Annotated in this window: 15 protein-coding genes and 1 riboswitch; of the genes, 7 read left to right on the top strand and 8 right to left on the bottom strand. The window is 74.5% G+C overall.

The genetic code is table 11. The features are described from left to right. Nucleotides 1–43: 43 nt before the first annotated feature. Nucleotides 44–1666, top strand: a complete 1623-nt coding sequence (gene groL / locus FB454_RS13290; RefSeq protein ID WP_013288853.1) for a chaperonin GroEL — start codon at nucleotides 44–46, stop codon at nucleotides 1664–1666. A 72-nt stretch (nucleotides 1667–1738) separates the two neighbouring features. Here the strand turns inward: groL and FB454_RS13295 are convergent, their stop codons facing one another. From FB454_RS13295 to FB454_RS13305, 3 genes are all read right to left on the bottom strand, one after another. Next, complete coding sequence (locus FB454_RS13295; RefSeq protein WP_013475087.1) at nucleotides 1739–1981, bottom strand: hypothetical protein; 243 nt, start codon at nucleotides 1979–1981, stop codon at nucleotides 1739–1741. 70 nt (nucleotides 1982–2051) lie between these two features. Beyond that, on the bottom strand, nucleotides 2052–2978 hold the full coding sequence (locus FB454_RS13300; RefSeq protein WP_013288851.1) for a GNAT family N-acetyltransferase: 927 nt from the start codon (nucleotides 2976–2978) through the stop codon (nucleotides 2052–2054). Nucleotides 2979–3021: 43 nt separating this feature from the next. After that, nucleotides 3022–5433, bottom strand: coding sequence for a S8 family serine peptidase (locus tag FB454_RS13305; RefSeq protein WP_145753699.1), 2412 nt, complete (start codon nucleotides 5431–5433; stop codon nucleotides 3022–3024). 68 nt (nucleotides 5434–5501) lie between these two features. On the opposite strand from FB454_RS13305, the gene FB454_RS13310 reads away from it, so the two are divergent. Both FB454_RS13310 and FB454_RS13315 read left to right on the top strand, forming a co-directional pair. Further along, on the top strand, nucleotides 5502–7319 hold the full coding sequence (locus FB454_RS13310; protein ID WP_186461601.1) for a glycerol-3-phosphate dehydrogenase/oxidase: 1818 nt from the start codon (nucleotides 5502–5504) through the stop codon (nucleotides 7317–7319). A gap of 66 nt (nucleotides 7320–7385) precedes the next feature. Further along, nucleotides 7386–7889, top strand: coding sequence for a hypothetical protein (locus tag FB454_RS13315; RefSeq protein WP_114919019.1), 504 nt, complete (start codon nucleotides 7386–7388; stop codon nucleotides 7887–7889). On the opposite strand, the gene FB454_RS13320 is transcribed toward FB454_RS13315, so the two are convergent. Then, complete coding sequence (locus tag FB454_RS13320; RefSeq protein ID WP_145823010.1) at nucleotides 7886–9286, bottom strand: FAD-binding oxidoreductase; 1401 nt, start codon at nucleotides 9284–9286, stop codon at nucleotides 7886–7888. The two genes, FB454_RS13315 and FB454_RS13320, sit on opposite strands and share 4 nt — an antisense overlap. 33 nt (nucleotides 9287–9319) lie before the next feature. Between FB454_RS13320 and FB454_RS13325 the strand changes: the two genes are divergently transcribed. Next, nucleotides 9320–9652, top strand: a complete 333-nt coding sequence (locus tag FB454_RS13325) for a DUF4031 domain-containing protein (protein ID WP_013288846.1) — start codon at nucleotides 9320–9322, stop codon at nucleotides 9650–9652. Here FB454_RS13325 and FB454_RS13330 read toward each other — a convergent pair. Beyond that, nucleotides 9578–10213 carry an HD domain-containing protein gene (locus FB454_RS13330; protein ID WP_013288845.1) on the bottom strand — a complete coding sequence of 212 codons (636 nt, stop codon included), beginning with the start codon at nucleotides 10211–10213 and terminating at the stop codon, nucleotides 9578–9580. The genes FB454_RS13325 and FB454_RS13330 overlap by 75 nt on opposite strands. Before the next feature lie 69 nt (nucleotides 10214–10282). Here FB454_RS13330 and FB454_RS13335 point away from each other — a divergent pair, with 69 nt between their 5' ends. Next, complete coding sequence (locus tag FB454_RS13335; protein WP_145823011.1) at nucleotides 10283–11536, top strand: FUSC family protein; 1254 nt, start codon at nucleotides 10283–10285, stop codon at nucleotides 11534–11536. A 144-nt stretch (nucleotides 11537–11680) separates the two neighbouring features. On the opposite strand, the gene FB454_RS13340 is transcribed toward FB454_RS13335, so the two are convergent. Then, nucleotides 11681–12979: an aminotransferase class V-fold PLP-dependent enzyme gene (locus FB454_RS13340; RefSeq protein ID WP_486485415.1), complete on the bottom strand. Its 1299-nt coding sequence runs from the start codon at nucleotides 12977–12979 to the stop codon at nucleotides 11681–11683. A gap of 45 nt (nucleotides 12980–13024) precedes the next feature. Then, a riboswitch (SAM riboswitch) is annotated at nucleotides 13025–13147 on the bottom strand. A gap of 23 nt (nucleotides 13148–13170) precedes the next feature. On the opposite strand from FB454_RS13340, the gene FB454_RS13345 reads away from it, so the two are divergent. Further along, entirely contained in the window at nucleotides 13171–14646 is a 1476-nt protein-coding gene (locus FB454_RS13345) for a PrsW family glutamic-type intramembrane protease (protein WP_186461595.1), read from the top strand. 27 nt (nucleotides 14647–14673) lie between these two features. Here FB454_RS13345 and FB454_RS34855 read toward each other — a convergent pair whose 3' ends face one another. Both FB454_RS34855 and FB454_RS13350 read right to left on the bottom strand, forming a co-directional pair. Next, complete coding sequence (locus FB454_RS34855) at nucleotides 14674–14832, bottom strand: hypothetical protein (protein ID WP_162881441.1); 159 nt, start codon at nucleotides 14830–14832, stop codon at nucleotides 14674–14676. 118 nt (nucleotides 14833–14950) lie between these two features. Further along, a complete protein-coding gene (locus FB454_RS13350) occupies nucleotides 14951–15298 on the bottom strand; it encodes a GroES family chaperonin (RefSeq protein WP_013288840.1) in 348 nt (115 codons plus the stop codon). A 172-nt stretch (nucleotides 15299–15470) separates the two neighbouring features. Between FB454_RS13350 and FB454_RS13355 the strand changes: the two genes are divergently transcribed. Next, on the top strand, nucleotides 15471–16745 hold the full coding sequence (locus FB454_RS13355; RefSeq protein ID WP_030272135.1) for an AI-2E family transporter: 1275 nt from the start codon (nucleotides 15471–15473) through the stop codon (nucleotides 16743–16745). Nucleotides 16746–16773: the final 28 nt, after the last annotated feature.

Raw genomic sequence — 16773 nt, forward strand, 5'->3', positions numbered from 1 at the left:
GGGCATCCGGGTGGCCCGTGAGTGTCCAGGAGGACAACGCCGTATGGCCAAGATGATCGCGTTCGACGAAGAGGCGCGCCGCGGCCTCGAGCGGGGCATGAACCAGCTCGCCGACGCCGTGAAGGTGACCCTCGGCCCCAAGGGCCGCAACGTCGTGCTCGAGAAGAAGTGGGGTGCCCCCACCATCACCAACGATGGTGTGAGCATCGCCAAGGAGATCGAGCTCGAGGACCCGTACGAGAAGATCGGCGCCGAGCTGGTCAAGGAGGTCGCGAAGAAGACCGACGACGTCGCCGGTGACGGCACGACGACGGCGACCGTCCTGGCCCAGGCCCTGGTCCGTGAGGGTCTGCGCAACGTGGCCGCCGGCGCCAACCCGATGGCCCTGAAGCGGGGCATCGAGGCCGCCGTGGCCAGCGTCTCGGAGGAGCTGCTCAAGCTCGCCAAGGACGTGGAGACCAAGGAGCAGATCGCCTCCACCGCCTCCATCTCCGCCGCCGACCCCAGCGTCGGCGAGATCATCGCCGAGGCGATGGACAAGGTGGGCAAGGAAGGTGTCATCACCGTCGAGGAGAGCAACACCTTCGGCCTGGAGCTCGAGCTCACCGAGGGCATGCGCTTCGACAAGGGCTACATCTCCGCCTACTTCATGACCGACCCGGAGCGTATGGAGGCCGTCTTCGACGACCCGTACATCCTGATCGTCAACAGCAAGATCTCGTCGGTGAAGGACCTGCTCCCGATCCTGGAGAAGGTCATGCAGTCGGGCAAGCCGCTGCTGATCATCGCCGAGGACCTGGAGGGCGAGGCCCTCGCCACCCTGGTGGTCAACAAGGTCCGTGGCACCTTCAAGTCGGTCGCCGTCAAGGCGCCGGGCTTCGGTGACCGCCGCAAGGCCATGCTGACCGACATCGCCATCCTCACCGGTGGCCAGGTCATCAGCGAGGAGGTCGGCCTCAAGCTGGACGCGACCGGCCTCGAGATGCTGGGCCGCGCCCGCAAGGTCGTGGTGACCAAGGACGAGACCACCATCGTCGACGGTGCCGGCGACGCCGAGCAGATCCAGGGCCGGGTGAACCAGATCCGGGCCGAGATCGACAAGAGCGACTCCGACTACGACCGGGAGAAGCTGCAGGAGCGTCTGGCCAAGCTGGCCGGCGGTGTTGCGGTGATCAAGGTCGGCGCGGCCACCGAGGTCGAGCTGAAGGAGCGCAAGCACCGCATCGAGGACGCCGTCCGCAACGCGAAGGCCGCCGTCGAGGAGGGCATCGTCCCGGGTGGTGGCGTCGCGCTGGTGCAGGCCGGCAAGACCGCCTTCGACAAGCTGGACCTGGCCGGCGACGAGGCGACCGGCGCGCAGATCGTCAAGATCGCGCTGGACGCCCCGCTGCGGCAGATCGCCGTCAACGCCGGCATGGAGGGTGGCGTCGTCGTCGAGCGGGTCCGCAACCTCGACCCGGGTCACGGCCTCAACGCCGCGACCGGCGAGTACGTGGACCTGCTGGCCGCGGGCATCATCGACCCGGCCAAGGTGACGCGTTCCGCGCTGCAGAACGCCGCCTCGATCGCCGCGCTGTTCCTCACCACCGAGGCCGTCGTGGCGGACAAGCCGGAGAAGACCCCGGCCGCCCCGGCGGGCCCGGGTGGCGGGGAGATGGACTTCTGAGTCCAGCTCCACCCAGTACGCCGAAAGGGGGCGGGCCGCGTCAGCGGTCCGCCCCCTTTCCGCGTATCCGGCTCAGGTGGGCAGCGGGCGCTGGTTGCGCCGCTTGTGCGCCCTGTCGTACGGCGGTGGCGGCCGCCTCGGCTCGTCCACCGGCTGCCGTGGCTCCTCCACCGGTGGTGCGTCTGCGCCGGTCAGCTCGGCGAGCTGCTCAGCGTCGCCGACGTCGAGCCGGTCGAACGGGAGCTGGCCGGGAAGCTCGTCGGCCGGGCGCCGGGCCGCCGCCGGATCCTCGGCCCGTTCGTCATTCGTGGTCATGCACCGCCTCCTCTGCTCCGACCGTAGAGCCCGGTCGATGGCGAAGGAGGCTGAATGGCACTATTGACGTCTATGCCCCTTTGATGGCTTTCCGGTAGAGGAAGAACACCCGCTCGATCCGGGCGCCCGCCGCGTTCGAGTAGAACGGCACCGGCCCCACCCAGCCGATCTGCGCCGCGGTGATCCCGGCCGCCGCCTGGTCGCGCAGGCATCGGCGCAGCAGCACGCCGCCGATCCCGGAGCCCTCCGCCGCCGGTGCGGTGCCCATCGGCCCGAACCAGCTCGGCCGCGCCGAACCGTACGCGGCGAACCCGAGGATCTCGCCGTCCCGCTCGGCCAGGTGCACACCCGCGTCCGGCCGCCCCACCGAACCGGCCAGCTCACCGTCCCAGGCGCCGCCGAACGTGGACCTGGCGAACGCGGCGAGCGCCGGCAGGTCGTCGGAGGCGGCACGGCGTACCGTCACGCCCCGCCCGGCCAGCCGCTGCTCGGCGGCCTCGGTGGGGCGCAGCGCCGCCGACCCTTCGGACAGCTCGGCGGTCATGTTCCAGGCGGTACGGTCCTGCCGGTAGCCGAGCCGCTGCGCGGCGCAGACCGCCGGGGTGTAGCGCACGTCGACGCCCGGCCAGGCGTAGTGCGGCGGGTTGCCGGCGAGCAGCACCTCGGCCGCGCCGAGCGCGCCGAGCCGGCTCTCCGCCTCGGTCAGCAGCGCCCCGCCCACGCCCTGGCGGCGCTCAGTGGGCGCGACAGCGACCAGGTCGACGTGGCCGAGGCGCGGATCGGCCGCCGACAGCGACCCGACGAGTACGCCGACCAGCGCGCCGTCGCGTACCGCACCGAGGCGCAGCACCGGACGGTCGGCTGCGGCCCGCTCCGCCACGGTGACCACCACGGCTGACGCCTCGGCCGCGTCCTCCGGCAGATCGAACGACAGCCGGCACAGCTCGACCACCTCGGGCAGCCGGTCCCGGCCCAGCTCGATGATCTCCACGTCCATGGACGCCGACCCTAGGGCATCGGCAGACCAATGGACAGGGTTGTTAACCGGTCGCCACCGACCGGGCCGCGCGGACCGCCGCGTACGCGTCCACGAGCCCGGCGCCGGAGACGTCCTGCGGTCCACCGCAGGTGTCCGCCCCGGCGGGCTGGGTGACCGGCTGGGCGGTGTCGCGCAGGATCGCCCGGGTCCGCTCCAGGTCTCCGACCAGCGCCGGGTTCGCCGACCACATCAGTGCCACCACGCCCGCGACCTGTGGCGTGGCCATCGAGGTGCCGTCCAGGGTGGCGTACCCGCCGCCCGGCATCGCGGACAGCACCGCGGCGCCCGGGGCGACCAGGTCCGGCTTGGCCCGACCGTCCGGCGCCGGGCCGCGGCTGGAGAACTCGGTGACGCGCCGCTGCCGGTCCACCGCCCCGACGGTCAGCACGTCCGGGTACGGCGCGGGCGCATCGTTGATCGAGCCGCACGACGGGCCGGTGTTCCCGGCCGCGGCCACCACCAGGATGCCGGCCGCGGTCAGCGCGGCGGTCGCCGGTCGCAGCGCTCCCGGGTCGCACCCCTCCACCGGCGGGCAGCCCCACGAGTTGGTGAGCACGTCCGGGGCGCGTGAGGGACGGCCGTCGGTGAGCGGGTTCCCGCCCTCGGGGAACGGCGCCAGCATGAACTGGAGGCAGTCGAGGTAGCGGGCCGGGCTGCCCATGTTGCGCTCCAGGTTGACGCAGCCGACCCAGCTCGCACCCGGCGCCACGCCGATCCCGTCCCGGCCCACCGCGCTGCCGAGCGTGTGCGTCCCGTGGCCACCCCGGTCGGCCGGGGCGCGGCGGCCCTCCCACGGGTCGTACCACGAGTCGTTGCCGCCCCGGAAGCCGCCCGCGAGCGCCGGGTGCCGGCCGTCCACCCCGGAGTCGGAGCTGCCGACCACCACGCCGGACCCGGTGACGCCCAGGTCCGACCAGACCCGGTCCGCGCCGATCAGCGAGATGTTCCAGGCCGGGCCGGCCGGCGCCGGGGCGTCGCCGCGCGCCTGCGGGGCGAGCGCGGGCAGCGGGCGCAGGCGCTGGCTCACCAGCACCCGGGCCACCTCGGGACGACTCGACAGCCAGGCCCGCACCGCCGGCCCGCCGTCCGTCTCGATCGCGTTCACCAGGTAGTACGGCGTCGGGTTCAGCCGCATCCCGGCCAGCGTGCGGCGCAGGTCGCCCTGCGTGCGGTCGGCTGTCGCCACCAGCCGCCGGTAGACCTCGGTCGCCCGGACGTCCCGTCCGGCCCGGCCCGGCGTCCCGGCCGGCAGACCGGTCAGATCGGCCTGCTCGCGCAACACCACCAGCAGCCGCTCGCCGTAGAGTCCGGGCCGGCCGGGGACCACGTACACCACGGCGACGGCGGCGAGCAGCGCGGCGGCGACCAGCGCGGCCGGACCGCGCCGGGGCGCGCGGGTGCGGGACCGGGCGAGCAGCACGCCGTACCCGACTGCGAGCAGGACCGCGACGGCGAGCGCCACGCCGGTGCCCACCGCGACCCAGAACGGCGCGTCGCGGGTGGCGGACAGCAGGAGGCTGATCTCCTCCGGGTCGGTGAACGCGAGCGGCCCCAGCAGGGCGAGCCCGACCAGCCGGCGCACCGGCGCGGGCCCGGCCGGACGGCCCGCGTGGCGGGCCGCCGCCTCCAGCGCGGCCAGCACGAAACCGAGCGGCGGCAGCAGCACCAGCGCCGGCAGCTGCACGCCCGACTGCCCGGCGCCGGCCGCGAGCGGCGTCAGCGCGACCCCCGCGACCAGGCCGCCGACGAGCACCAGCCGGGCCGGACCCGGCCCGAACGCGGCCCAGAAACCGGCGCCGAGCAGTGCCCCGGCGAGCGCGCCCAGCGCGGCGGCGGCCAGGCCGGCGAGCAACGTCTCCAGCGCTCCGCCGAGCGCGCCCACCCAGGCCCACGGCAGGAGTACGGCCAGGCCGCCCGCGATCGCCAGCAGCGACACCGACCCGAACCGGCCCTCCGGGGCCGCGTCCACGACGACCGGTGGCCGGACGCGGCCGAGACGGACGGCGACGAGCGCGAGCGCCGCGGCGGTCACCGCGAGCGCGGCCAGGTACGCCTCGTGGTGCACCGGCGGCACCGTCCGCAGCAGCGTGGTCGCGCCGAGCGCGACCACGGCGGCGGTCCAGGCCCGGCCGGTCGCCCGCAGCGCGGGGGAGCGGGGCGCGAGCGCGAGCGCCAGCGCCGGGGCGCCGGCCAGCAGCACCGTGGCCACCGCGACCACCGGCCAGGCCGCCACCGGCCGGTCCGCGCCGATGACCAGCGCCACCTGGTCGACCAGCCAGCCGGTGATCTGGCCCGGCACGGTGACCAGCACGATCCACACCCCGGTCGCCACCGCCGCCACGACCGGCCACGGACCGGTCTCGCGCGGTGGCGGCGGTACGGGGGCGAGCGGCGGACCGGTCAGCATGGTCATCACGGTACGGCCGGGCCGTGTCGCCGCGCGCCCGGGACGGTTACCGTTGACTGGTGCGTGACCCGAGTGTGTCCCGATCCACGGCCGGCCGGCTGTCCGCCGAGCGCCGCGCCGACGACCTGCGCCGCCTCCGGGCCGAGCGGTTCGACGTGCTGGTCATCGGCGGTGGCGTCACCGGAGCGGGCGCCGCGCTCGACGCCGCCTCCCGAGGGCTGAAGGTCGCCCTGGTGGAGGCGCGCGACTACGCCGCCGGCACGTCCAGCCGGTCCAGCAAGCTGATCCACGGCGGCCTGCGCTACCTGGAGCAGCTGGAGTTCCACCTGGTCCACGAGGCGCTGACCGAGCGCGGTCTGCTCGCCACCCGGCTCGCGCCGCACCTGGTCCGGCCGGTGCCGATCCTGGTGCCGCTGCCCGCCGAGGGCGGCGCGGGCGACCTGCCCCGGCGGTTCTTCCGCCGCTCCTACTACGGCCTCGGCGTGGCCGCGTACGACGCGTTCGCCGGGATCTTCGGCGGCGGTCGCGGCATGCCGCTGCACCGGCACCTCACCCGCGAGGGCACCCGCCGGATCTTCCCCAGCCTCCGGCCGGACAAGCTGGCCGGCGCGATCCGCTACTACGACGGCCAGGTCGACGACGCCCGCCTGGTGGTGACGCTGGCGCGTACCGCGGCGAGCCTCGGCGCGACTGTGGTGACGAGTGCCCGCGCGGTCGGCCTGACCCGGCAGGCCCGGGAGGTCACCGGCGTGCGGGTCCGCGACCTGGAGGCGCCCGCCGGTTCGCCGGACGCCGAGTTCGAGGTACGCGCCCGCACCGTGATCGCCGCCACCGGCGTGTGGAGCGACGACATGTCGCGGATGCTCAACGACGTCGGGCTGCGCCCGAAGCTGCGGGTCCGCGCCTCCAAGGGGGTGCACCTCGTGGTGCCCCGCTCGGCGATCGTCGGCGAGACCGGCCTGATCCTGCGTACCGCGACGAGCGTGCTGTTCGTCATCCCCTGGGGCGGGCACTGGATCATCGGCACCACCGACACGGACTGGCAACTCGACAGGTCCCACCCGGCCGCGACCGCCAGCGACATCGACTACCTGCTGTCGCAGGTCAACATGGTGCTGGACCGGCCGCTGACCACCGCCGACATCGAGGGCGTCTACGCCGGGCTGCGCCCGCTGCTGGCCGGCGAGGCGGACTCCACCTCCAAGCTGTCCCGCGAGCACGCCGTGGTGGAGCCGATGCTCGGCCTGCTGCTGGTCGCGGGCGGGAAATACACCACCTACCGGGTGATGGCCTCCGACGTGGTCGACCGCGCGATGCACCGGCTCGGCCGGACCCGCTCCTCGCGTACCGCCGACCTGCCGCTGCTCGGCGCCGACGGGTACGCCGCCATGTGGCGGGACCGGGCCGACCTGGCCCGCCGGCACGGGGTGGCGGTCGGCGTGGTCGAGCACCTGCTGGAGCGCTACGGCAGCCTCACGCTGGAACTGCTCGCCCTGGTCGACGCCGATCCGCTGCTCGGCTCGCCGCTCGCGGGCGCGCCGGAATACCTGGCCGCCGAGGTGACGTACGCCGCCCGTGCCGAGGGCGCGCTGCACCTGGAGGACGTGCTCACCCGGCGTACCCGGATCTCGATCGAGACCAGCCACCGCGGCCTGGAGTCGGCGGAGCACGCCGCGGAGCTGATGGGTGCGGTGCTCGGCTGGGACGCGGCGACCCGGGACCGGGAGGTCGCCCACTACCGGGCGCGGGTGCTGGCCGAGCGGGAGTCGCAGCTCATGCCGGACGACATCGCTGCCGACGCGGCCCGCCTCGGCGCGCCCGACGTCCGCGGATTCGCGGCCGACCGGGGGACCGACGGTCCGGGCGTTGAACTTCCGGCCTCCCCCAGGTAGGGGATCCCCGACCCGGGCCGCTCGGCCGGTAGTGCGCGCTACCTACGGAAGTGTAGGTTTCCCCGCGTGGTTCGCCCATCCTGGTCGCGCGTCCCCGCTCTGTCCGCCGTCGTCCTGCTGGCGGCCGCTCTGACCGGCTGCTCCTTCGGACGGGCCGAGGGCGCCACCGCACCCGGGGCGGCGGGCACGGCCGGCCCGACACCGGACGGCAGACGCGTCTCCCTGGTGCAGCGGCTCGGCGACGGCCCGGTCCGCAACCTCGACGTGGACCCGTCCGGCCGCTGGCAGTGCCGCGACTGCGCCGGTGACGGCGTGGACGCCACCGGCACGCTGAGCCCGGAGCAGACCACGCGGCTCCAGCGGATGCTCGCGGACCCGGCGATCGCGAAGGAGACCGACCAGGCCCGCAGCTACAAGCAGGGCTGCATCGGCGTGCTGACGTCGACGCTGCTCGTGCCGCCGGACCTGACAGTCACCATCCAGGACTGCCCGGGCGAGCCGAAGCCGAAGGTGGCCTACGACGTGCTGCTGCTCGTCACCCAGGCCACGCCGGCCGAGGACAAGGGCTAGAAGACCTTGCCGGGGTTGAGCAGGCCGGCCGGGTCCAGCGCCGCCTTGATCGCCTGGTGCACGCGTACGCCCACCGGCCCGATCTCGCGGGCCAGCCAGTCCCGCTTGAGCAGCCCGACGCCGTGTTCCCCGGTGCAGGTGCCACCCAGTTCCAGCCCCAGCCGCATGATCTCGTCGAAGGCCCGCCGTCCCCGGGCCAGGCTCGCCGGATCGGCCCGGTCGACCACGATGTTCGGGTGCATGTTGCCGTCGCCCGCGTGACCGACCACCCCGATCGGCACCCGGCACGCCTCGGCGATCCGGGCCACCCCGTCGAGCAGCTCCGCGAGCCGGCCGCGCGGCACCGCCACGTCGTCGATGACCAGGCCGCCGTTGCCGCCCGGGAACGTCTCCGCCGCGAACCGCTCCATCGCCGGATGGGCCAGCCGCCGCGCCTGGAGCAGGGCCGCCGCCTCGGTCGCGTCGGTGGCCGCGTAGACCTCGTCGGCACCCGCCATCGTGCACACCTCGGCCAGCCGGGCCAGGTCGTCGGCGGCACGCGGGCCGGTGTCCGCCGCTGCGAGCAGCAGCGCCTCGGCGTCGGTGCGCAGACCCATCGGCCGGTACGCCTCGATCGCCCGCAGATGCGTCCGGTCCAGCAGTTCCAGCAGGCTCGGGGTGAGTCCCCGCTCGGCGATCCCGGCGACCGCGCCACCTGCCGTCGTCACAGTGGGAAAGACCGCGACCAGGGTCAGTGACTCCTCCGGGGCCGGGCGCAACGCCACAGTCACCTCGGTGATCACGCCGAGCGTGCCCTCCGAGCCGACGAAGAGGCGGGTCAGGTCGTACCCGGCGACCCCCTTGGCGGTACGCCGCCCGGTCCGCAGCACCTCGCCGGAGGCGAGGACCACCTCCAGGCCCAGCACGTACTCGCTGGTCACGCCGTACTTCACGCAGCACATGCCACCGGCGTTCGTGGCCACGTTGCCGCCGATGGTGGACGACTCCCACGAGCCGGGGTCCGGCGGATACCAGAGGCCGTGCTCCCGTACCGCACGGGCGAGCGCCGCGTTCACCACGCCCGGCTGCACCACGGCGATCCGGCCGACCGGGTCGATCTCCCGCACCGCGTCCATCGCCACGGTGCTCACCACCACCGCGCCGGCGACCGCGTTCGCCGCGCCGGCCAGCCCGGTCCGCGCACCCTGCGGCACCACCGGTACGCCGTGCCGCCCGGCCGCCCGGACCACAGCCACCACCTCATCCGTGCCGCGGGGGCGCACCACCGCCAGCGGGGTACCCGAGTCGCACAGGTCGGCCTCGTCGCGCTCGTGCCCGGCCAGCAGATCCGGGTCGGTCAGCACGGCGGCGTCGCCGAGCGCGGCCCGCAGGTCGTCGAGGAGGGGATGGGCGGCCATGCCGGGAAGGCTACCGGCGTACCGTCTGTTGCCGTGCTCTACCTGGACCCGCCCGCCGTGCCCTGGCGCGGCCGGCTCTGGTCGCACCTGATCAGCGACGTCTCGTACGCCGAACTGCACGCGTTCGCCGAGATGCTCGGCGCGCCCCGGCGCGGCTTCGACCGCGACCACTACGACGTGCCGGCCGAGCGGTTCCGGGCGGCGGTCTGGCTGGGTGCCACGGTCGTGCCGTCGCGGGAGATCGTCCGCCTGCTGCGGGACTCCGGTCTGCGCCGCCCGAAGCACCGCGTCTCAGGTGAGCGCGGCCAGCTCCCGGGACAGGTTGGCCCGGGCCGGGGCCTCCCAGCGGGTGTGCGGCTCGGGTAGGCGGTAGAGCGCCGGCAGGGCGAGCAGGTGCCGCAGCACCGCGGCCCGGCCGGTGCGGAAGTCCGGATCGGGCACGTGCGCGTACTCGGCGCGGATCGCCGCGGCATACCTGTCGTAGCGCGCCGGAGGGGCGGCGAGCACCGCCAGGTCCGCGTCGCACAGCAGCGCGCCGTCCGGGTCGTCCGGCCCGACCGCGTGGCCGACGGTGAGCAGCACCAGGCGGCGTACCCCGGTCACCGTCGCGGCCGGGAGCCCGGCGGCGGCCAGCAGCTCGCCGGCCAGGTCGGCGCTGGCCCGCTCGTTGGCGTCGCCCGCCGCGCGCGGGTCGTAGACGGCGTCGTGGCACCACGCCGCCAGCCGGACCAGGTCGGGGTCGCGGGCCAGATCGGCGTACGCGTCGACCACGTCGAGCACCGCCCGCAGGTGCTCCTCGTCGTGGTAGCGCCGGTGCGGCTCCCGCCAGCCCGCCAGCAGCCGGGCACCGGCCCGGTCGGCTCCCGCCGGATCGGTCGCGCCCGCCGCCAGTACCGTCGCCCGCCACCGTGCCGTCAGTTCGTCCATCGGGTGCAGTCTGCCCCAGTCCGGCCCGGTCGGAGGGATTCAGCCGGGGCGGTACGGGTAGTACCGGCCATGGCCCGGGAAGGACGACTGCGGTTCCTGCGTCGTGGCAACCTGCGTGAAGGGCTGGCGGACCGTGACGGGCAGCGGATCGCCTCCGCGATGGAGGAACTGCGGCACCGGGGCAAGGCGACGCTGCACGACCGGCTGCACCGGGTCCGTACCGCGTTCGGCCTCGCCGTGCAGGCCGGGCTCGCCGCCGGCCTGGCGTACCTGATCTCGCACCGGCTGCTGAAGAACCCGCAGCCGGTCTTCGCCCCGATCTCCGCTGTCGGAACGCTCGCCGCCTCGGTGGGGCAGCGGTTCCGGCGCACCGTCGAGCTGATCGTCGGGGTCGCGGTGGGCGTGCTCGTCGGCGACGCGCTCATCTACTTCGTCGGTACCGGCGCCTGGCAGCTCGCGCTCGTGGTGACCTCGGCGATCCTGCTGAGCATCTTCGCCGGGGCGAGCGTGGCCATCGTGATCCAGGCCGCGGCCACCGCGGTGCTGATCGTGACGCTCAGCCCGTCCACCGAGAACCTGGAGTTCCCCCGCTTCATCGACGCGTTGCTCGGTGGCGGCATCGCGCTGCTGGTCACCGCCATCCTGCTGCCGCTCAACCCGCTACGGGTGATCAACCGGGCCGCCCGGCCCGCGCTGGACCTGCTCGCCGGCCAGCTCGACGCCTGCGCCGACGCGGTGCGCAGCCGGGACCGGGACGCGGCCCAGCAGGCGCTGTTCCGGCTGCGGGAGAACAAGGAGGAACTGGCCGCCCTCTCCGAGGCGATCGAGGGCGCGAAGGAGACCAGCACGCTGTCCCCGGCCCGCTGGCACCGGCGCAGCGAGCTGACCCACTACGCCGAGGCGGCCGACCCGATCGACCGGGCCATGCGCAACACCGGCACGCTGATCCGCCGCGCGGTCACCATGATCGAGGACTCCGAACCGGTCCCCGAGCCGATGCCGGACGCGATCGGTCACCTGGCCGAGTCGGTGCGCCTGCTCCGCCAGGAGTTCGCCGCCGGGCAGGAGCCGCAGGAGGCCCGCGAGCGGTCGCTGCGCGCGGTGAGCGAGGCCGGGCGGGCGTACGCCGAGGGGGTCGGCTTCTCCGGCAGCGTGGTGATCGCCCAGGTGCGTACCACGGCGAGCGACCTGATGGTGGCCTCCGGGATCGACCAGGAGGAGGCGAACCGGCTGGTCCGGCAGGCGTTCGGCGAGAACCGCCAGGGCGAACCCGCAGCCCGGAACCCCGCCGCTCATCCCCCCACAGCCCCACCCGTCGGCTGACCCCCGCCCGGTCGCGCTCCCGCCCCGGCTCCCGCGCTCCCGCGCTCCCGCCCTGGCGCGTTGATCAAGGAGTTACCGGACTCCGAGGAGATCAACCAGTGCACAAACTCCTTGATCACCGCTCGAGGTGCGGTGGGGAGAGGGCTAGGGGAGGTGGGTCAGGGCCGTCAGGAGGGTGTCTACCTCCGGCTCTGTGGTGCCCAGGCCGAGGCTGGCGCGCAGGGCGGTCGGGGGCAGGTCGGTGCGGCCGGTACGGGCGGCGGCCTCGGCCAGCAGACGCCGGGTCAGCGGGTGCGCGCAGAACAGGCCGTCGCGTACCCCGATCCGGTGCCGGCTCGCCAGGTGGGCGGCCACGTCGGCGGAGTCCCGTCCGGCGACCACGAAGCTGACGATGCCCACCCGGGGCGCTTCGGGGGAGAACATGCGCAGCTCCACCACGTCCGGCAGCGCGGCCAGGCCGGTACGCAGCCGGGCCAGCAGCGCCTGTTCCCGGGCGTGCAGCGCGTCCCGGTCGGCCGCGCCGAGCGCCTCGCAGACAGCGGCGAGCGCCACCGCACCGAGCAGGTTCGGGGTGCCGGCCTCGTGCCGGGCCGGGCCGGTCGTCCAGCGCACCTCGTGCGTAGCGGCGCCGACGTGGCTGGTGGCGCCGCCTCCGGCCAGGTACGGCGGGGCCGCGTCCAGCCAGTCCGCGCGCCCGGCCAGCACGCCCGCGCCGAACGGGGCGTACAGCTTGTGCCCGGACAGGGCCACATAGTCCACGTCCAGCGCGGTCAGATCGACCGGGGCGTGCGGGGCGAGCTGCGCGGCGTCGACCAGGATGCGGGCGCCGTGCCGGTGGGCCACCCGAGCCAGCTCGGCGACCGGCCAGCACTCGCCGGTGACGTTGCCGGCGCCGGTGACCGCGACCAGCACGGGCAGGCCGGGCCGGGCGTCGCGGGCGAGTTCGCCGAGCGCCGCCGCGAGGGACCGGACCGCTCCGGCCGGGCTGTCCGGGACCGGCAGCCGTACCGAGCCGCGCGGCCAGGGCAGCAGGTTGGCGTGGTGCTCGGCGCCGAACGTGATCACGGTGGTGCCGGCGGGCAGCGCCCGGGCCAGCAGGTTCAGCGCGTCGGTGGTGTTCCGGGTGAAGATCACGTGGTCGTCGGGGCGGGCGCCGAGGAAGTCGCCGACCGTCTGCCGGGCCCGCTCGTACGCCAGTGTGCAGCGTCGCGACAGCGCGCCCGCGCCGCGGTGCACGCTCGCGTACCAGGGAAGAAGCCCGGCCACCGCGTCGGCAGCGGCCCGCGCGCACGGCGCGCTGGCGGCGTGGTCCAGGTTGATCTCCCCCGGTACGCCGAGCACGCCGAGCGGGTCGGGCCGGACCGGCGCGGGCAGCACGGGCAGCACGGGCAGCACGGGCAGCACGGGCAGCACGGGCAGCGAGGGTACGAGGGTGACGGTCATGCCGGAGCCTCCCGGGTCACAGGACCCCAGGTGGTGCCGGGACGGGGTCCGCGCTTGCCCGGCGCGCGGAGCGGCACCGGGCCCGGTCATCACCCGGGGCACCCCACCGCGAACCTCGACGAGGGTTGCCGGCCAGCAAGCCGGGGCTTGACGCTGGCGCTCGTGACCTGTCCGGGAGCATAGCCCTCACGATGCGACCGGACCAGTGGGTCGCAGGTGACTACGCTGACCGCATGGCCGACACCCCGCCCGGCGCAGCCCCGCCGCCACCGCATGCGCCCGCCGCCCCGCCGGGGGCGCCGACGCCCCGGATGCCGCTGCGCCGGCTCGGCTGGCGGCGCTTCCTGGTGCTGGCCGGTGTGGTGCTGCTGATCGCGGCCGGTGCGCTGTTCATGGTGTTCACGCTCGGCGAGAGCCTGGGCGCCGAGGCGCTGCTGATCGGCGTGATCGCGGCGATCCTGCCGGTGCCGGTGCTGGTCTTCTGCTTCCTCTGGCTCGACCGTTACGAGCCGGAGCCGCTGAAGTACCTGAGCTTCTGCTTCGCCTGGGGCGCCTTCGTCTCCACCGCGATCTCGCTGCTGGTGAACACGGCCAGCGCGGGGCTGTTCGAGGACCGAGGGCTGCCGGTCGCGCTGACCGCGGTGCTGGTCGCGCCGTTCATCGAGGAGCTGACCAAGGCGGCCGGTCCGCTCCTGGTGCTGATCTTCCGGCGGCGGGAGTTCTCCGGGATCACCGACGGCCTGGTCTACTGCGGGCTCTCCGCGGTCGGCTTCGCCATGGTGGAGAACATCCTCTACCTGGGCGGGCACGGCTACCGCGCCGGCGCCGACGAGTACGGCCCGGCCACCGGCGCGCAACAGGTGATCGCGATCTTCATCGTCCGGATCCTGCTGTTCGGTTTCGCCCACCCGCTGTTCACGTCGATGACCGGCGTCGGGCTGGGCGTCGCCGCGCGTACCGCCGACCGGCGCGTGCGGGTGCTCGCGCCGCTCGCCGGGCTGCTGCTGGCGATGATCCTGCACGGCACCTGGAACCTGCTGCCCTCGCTGGCCCAGGCCACCGGGGAGGTGGTGATCGTGCTCTACGGCTACATCGGCGTGATGGTGCCGATCTTCTTCGCGATGGTCGGGCTGGCGGTCTGGCTGCGCGCCTGGGAGGGCCGGCTGACCGAGCGCACGCTGCCCGACTACGTTCGCGCGGGCTGGCTCACACCGCCCGAGGTGGCGGCGCTGGGCAGCCTGGGCCGGCGGCACGCGGCGCGCACCTGGGCACGGCGGGTCGCCGGTGACGGCGGGGTACGCGCGATGCGCGGCTACCAGTTCGCCGCGACCCGCCTGGCGCTGCTGCGCGACGGGATGCGCCGGGGACTGGACCGCAAGCCGGAGGAGCGGGAGCGGACGGCACGGGAGGAACGGGAGCTGCTGGACGCGATCACCGCGTACCGGTCGTTCTTCGTCGGTCGCGACCCGCAGGCGCCGGTCGGGGTCTGGGACGGTCAGCGCTACCACCTGCGGTTCCCGGACGGTTCGCAGCGCCCGGTCGAGGCGCCGGACGACCCGGTGGTGCCGATCCCGGTGGTGCTGGCCCAGCCGCCCGCCTTCCCGCAGGGCGGCTACGGACCGGGCGGCTGGCACGACCCGGGCGCGCCCTGGTATCCCGGGCGCTGAGGCCGGGCGGCTCGTCGGGGGCGCCGGTCAGCTCATCAGGCCGGTCAGGAAGTCGCCGAGCCCCTGGGCGATGGCCATCAGCGCGCCGCCGATGCCCTTGAACACCTGCGCCGCGCCGTCCGGCCGGAACGCCATGAAGTAGATCAGGAACGCGAGGAATCCCCAGGCGAGGATCTTTTTGATCACTACCGGCATGGTGTCCCTCCCCAGGGCGCGCTGAGGTGCCTGGGCTTCCCGCCGGGCAGCGCCGCAAACAGCACCGCCGCAGAGCGACCGGCACCGGAGCGCCGCAACAGGTAAGGACCTACAGGTAGAGACCGGTGGAGCCGGCGGCGGTGCTCTCCACCCGCTCGGCCGCCACGGCGTGCACGTCCCGCTCGCGCAGCAGCACGTACGCCCGCCCGTGCAACTCGACCTCGGAGCGGTCGTCCGGGTCGAACAGCACCCGGTCACCGGCCACTATCGCGCGGACGTTCGGCCCCACGCCGACCGCCGTGGCCCAGGCCAGCCGCTTGCCCACGGCTGCCGTCGCGGGGATCACGATGCCGGCGGTGGAGCGGCGTTCCCCCTCCGCACCCTCGGTACGCACCAGCACGCGGTCGTGCAGCAGGCGGATCGGCAGCCCGGCGTCGAGACTCTGGTCGGCGGTCACGCGAAGACGCTACCGCGTGCCCGTCGGTCGATCCCGGCGTGGTTGGCGAGAGCGCCGGGCGGGCAATGTGTGGCCGAGTCGCCCTAGGGTGGGGCGTACGGACGTATCCTGTGCCCCCTGCGACCTGGTGGGGCTGATTTTGCCGGAGGTGCGCTTGAGCCGCTTCGAGCGGATGCGCGGACGGCTCCGCCGCGCGTACGAGTCGGGCCGGGAGGCGGCCCGGACCCGGCGGGCCGCCGCGGACACCGGGGACGCCGGAGTGGCCTCGCCCGCCGCGCCGGGGCCACCCGCCGCGCCGGAGGCGGTGGTCGTGGGCGCCGCGTCGCCGGCGGCGTTGCACTCCTCGACTGTGAGCCGGGACGACACGGAGGTGCCGCACGCGCTGCGCATCGCCGCCGCGTGGTGCTGGCGCCTGATCGTGATCGGCATCGTGACCTGGGCCCTGCTCAGGATCGTCGGCACCATCAGCATCGTGATCATCCCGTTGACCGTCGCGCTGCTGCTCTCCGCGCTGCTCGCCCCGGCGGTCGGCTGGCTGCTCCGGGCCCGGCTGCCCCGCTCGCTGGCGACAGCCGTGGTGCTGGTCGGCGGCCTGGCCGCCGTCGTCGGCACGCTCACGCTCGTGGTCAACGAGTTCATCAAGGGCGTACCGGAGCTGAGCCAGAAGTCCTCCGAGGGCGTACGCCAGATCCAGGACTGGTTCAAGACCGGCCCGCTGCACCTGTCCGACAGCCAGCTCAACCGCTACATCGACGAGGCGCAGAACTGGATCAACGGCAACACCGAGCGGTTCACCAGCGGTGCGATAAGCACCGCCGCCACGCTCGCCGAGGTGCTCACCGGCACCGTCCTGGTCCTGTTCGCCACGTTCTTCTTCCTGCGCGACGGCAACAACATCTGGCGGTTCCTGGTCCGGCTGCTGCCGGTAGCCGCCCGCTGGAAGGTCGACGACGCCGGTCGCGCGTCCTGGGCGACGCTCGGCGCGTACGTGCGGGCCACCGTCCTCGTGGCGTTCATCGATGCGGTCGGCATCGGCATCTTCCTGGTGCTGTTCGACATCCCGTTCGCGTTCCCGCTGGCCGCGCTGGTCTTCCTGGGCGCGTTCATCCCGATCGTCGGCGCGTTCCTGTCCGGCGTGGTGGCCGTGCTGGTGGCGCTCGTCGACAGCGGCCCGGTGACCGCCCTGATCATCCTGGGCGCGGTGATCGGCGTGCAGCAGGTCGAGGGCCACGTGCTCCAGCCGCTGATCATGGGCCGCGCGGTGGCCATCCACCCGCTCGCCGTGATCATCGGCATCGCCGCCGGTGTGGTGCTCGCCGGCATCGCCGGTGCGCTGGTCGCGGTGCCGCTGATCGCCGTCCTCAACACCGCGGTGCGCCGGCTCGCCGCGCGTACCGTGCCGGACACCCCGCCGGACGCGGTGGTGGTCGCCTCTCAGGCGCCCTGACCAGGCACGATCCGCCGACGCCCGCGTC

This window comes from Micromonospora sp. CNZ297, assembly GCF_007827625.1.

Excerpts from the sequence above, each read along its gene's own strand:
- FB454_RS13320 (WP_145823010.1), bottom strand. The coding sequence starts at position 9,286 with ATGGCCGCCCATCCCCTCCTCGACGACCTGCGGGCCGCGCTCGGCGAC.
- FB454_RS13345 (WP_186461595.1), top strand. The coding sequence starts at position 13,171 with ATGCGACCGGACCAGTGGGTCGCAGGTGACTACGCTGACCGCATGGCC.
- groL (WP_013288853.1), top strand. The coding sequence starts at position 44 with ATGGCCAAGATGATCGCGTTCGACGAAGAGGCGCGCCGCGGCCTCGAG.
- FB454_RS13330 (WP_013288845.1), bottom strand. The coding sequence starts at position 10,213 with ATGGACGAACTGACGGCACGGTGGCGGGCGACGGTACTGGCGGCGGGC.
- FB454_RS13295 (WP_013475087.1), bottom strand. The coding sequence starts at position 1,981 with ATGACCACGAATGACGAACGGGCCGAGGATCCGGCGGCGGCCCGGCGC.
- FB454_RS13305 (WP_145753699.1), bottom strand. The coding sequence starts at position 5,433 with ATGACCATGCTGACCGGTCCGCCGCTCGCCCCCGTACCGCCGCCACCG.
- FB454_RS13340 (WP_486485415.1), bottom strand. The coding sequence starts at position 12,979 with ATGACCGTCACCCTCGTACCCTCGCTGCCCGTGCTGCCCGTGCTGCCC.
- FB454_RS13335 (WP_145823011.1), top strand. The coding sequence starts at position 10,283 with ATGGCCCGGGAAGGACGACTGCGGTTCCTGCGTCGTGGCAACCTGCGT.
- FB454_RS13300 (WP_013288851.1), bottom strand. The coding sequence starts at position 2,978 with ATGGACGTGGAGATCATCGAGCTGGGCCGGGACCGGCTGCCCGAGGTG.
- FB454_RS13355 (WP_030272135.1), top strand. The coding sequence starts at position 15,471 with ATGCGCGGACGGCTCCGCCGCGCGTACGAGTCGGGCCGGGAGGCGGCC.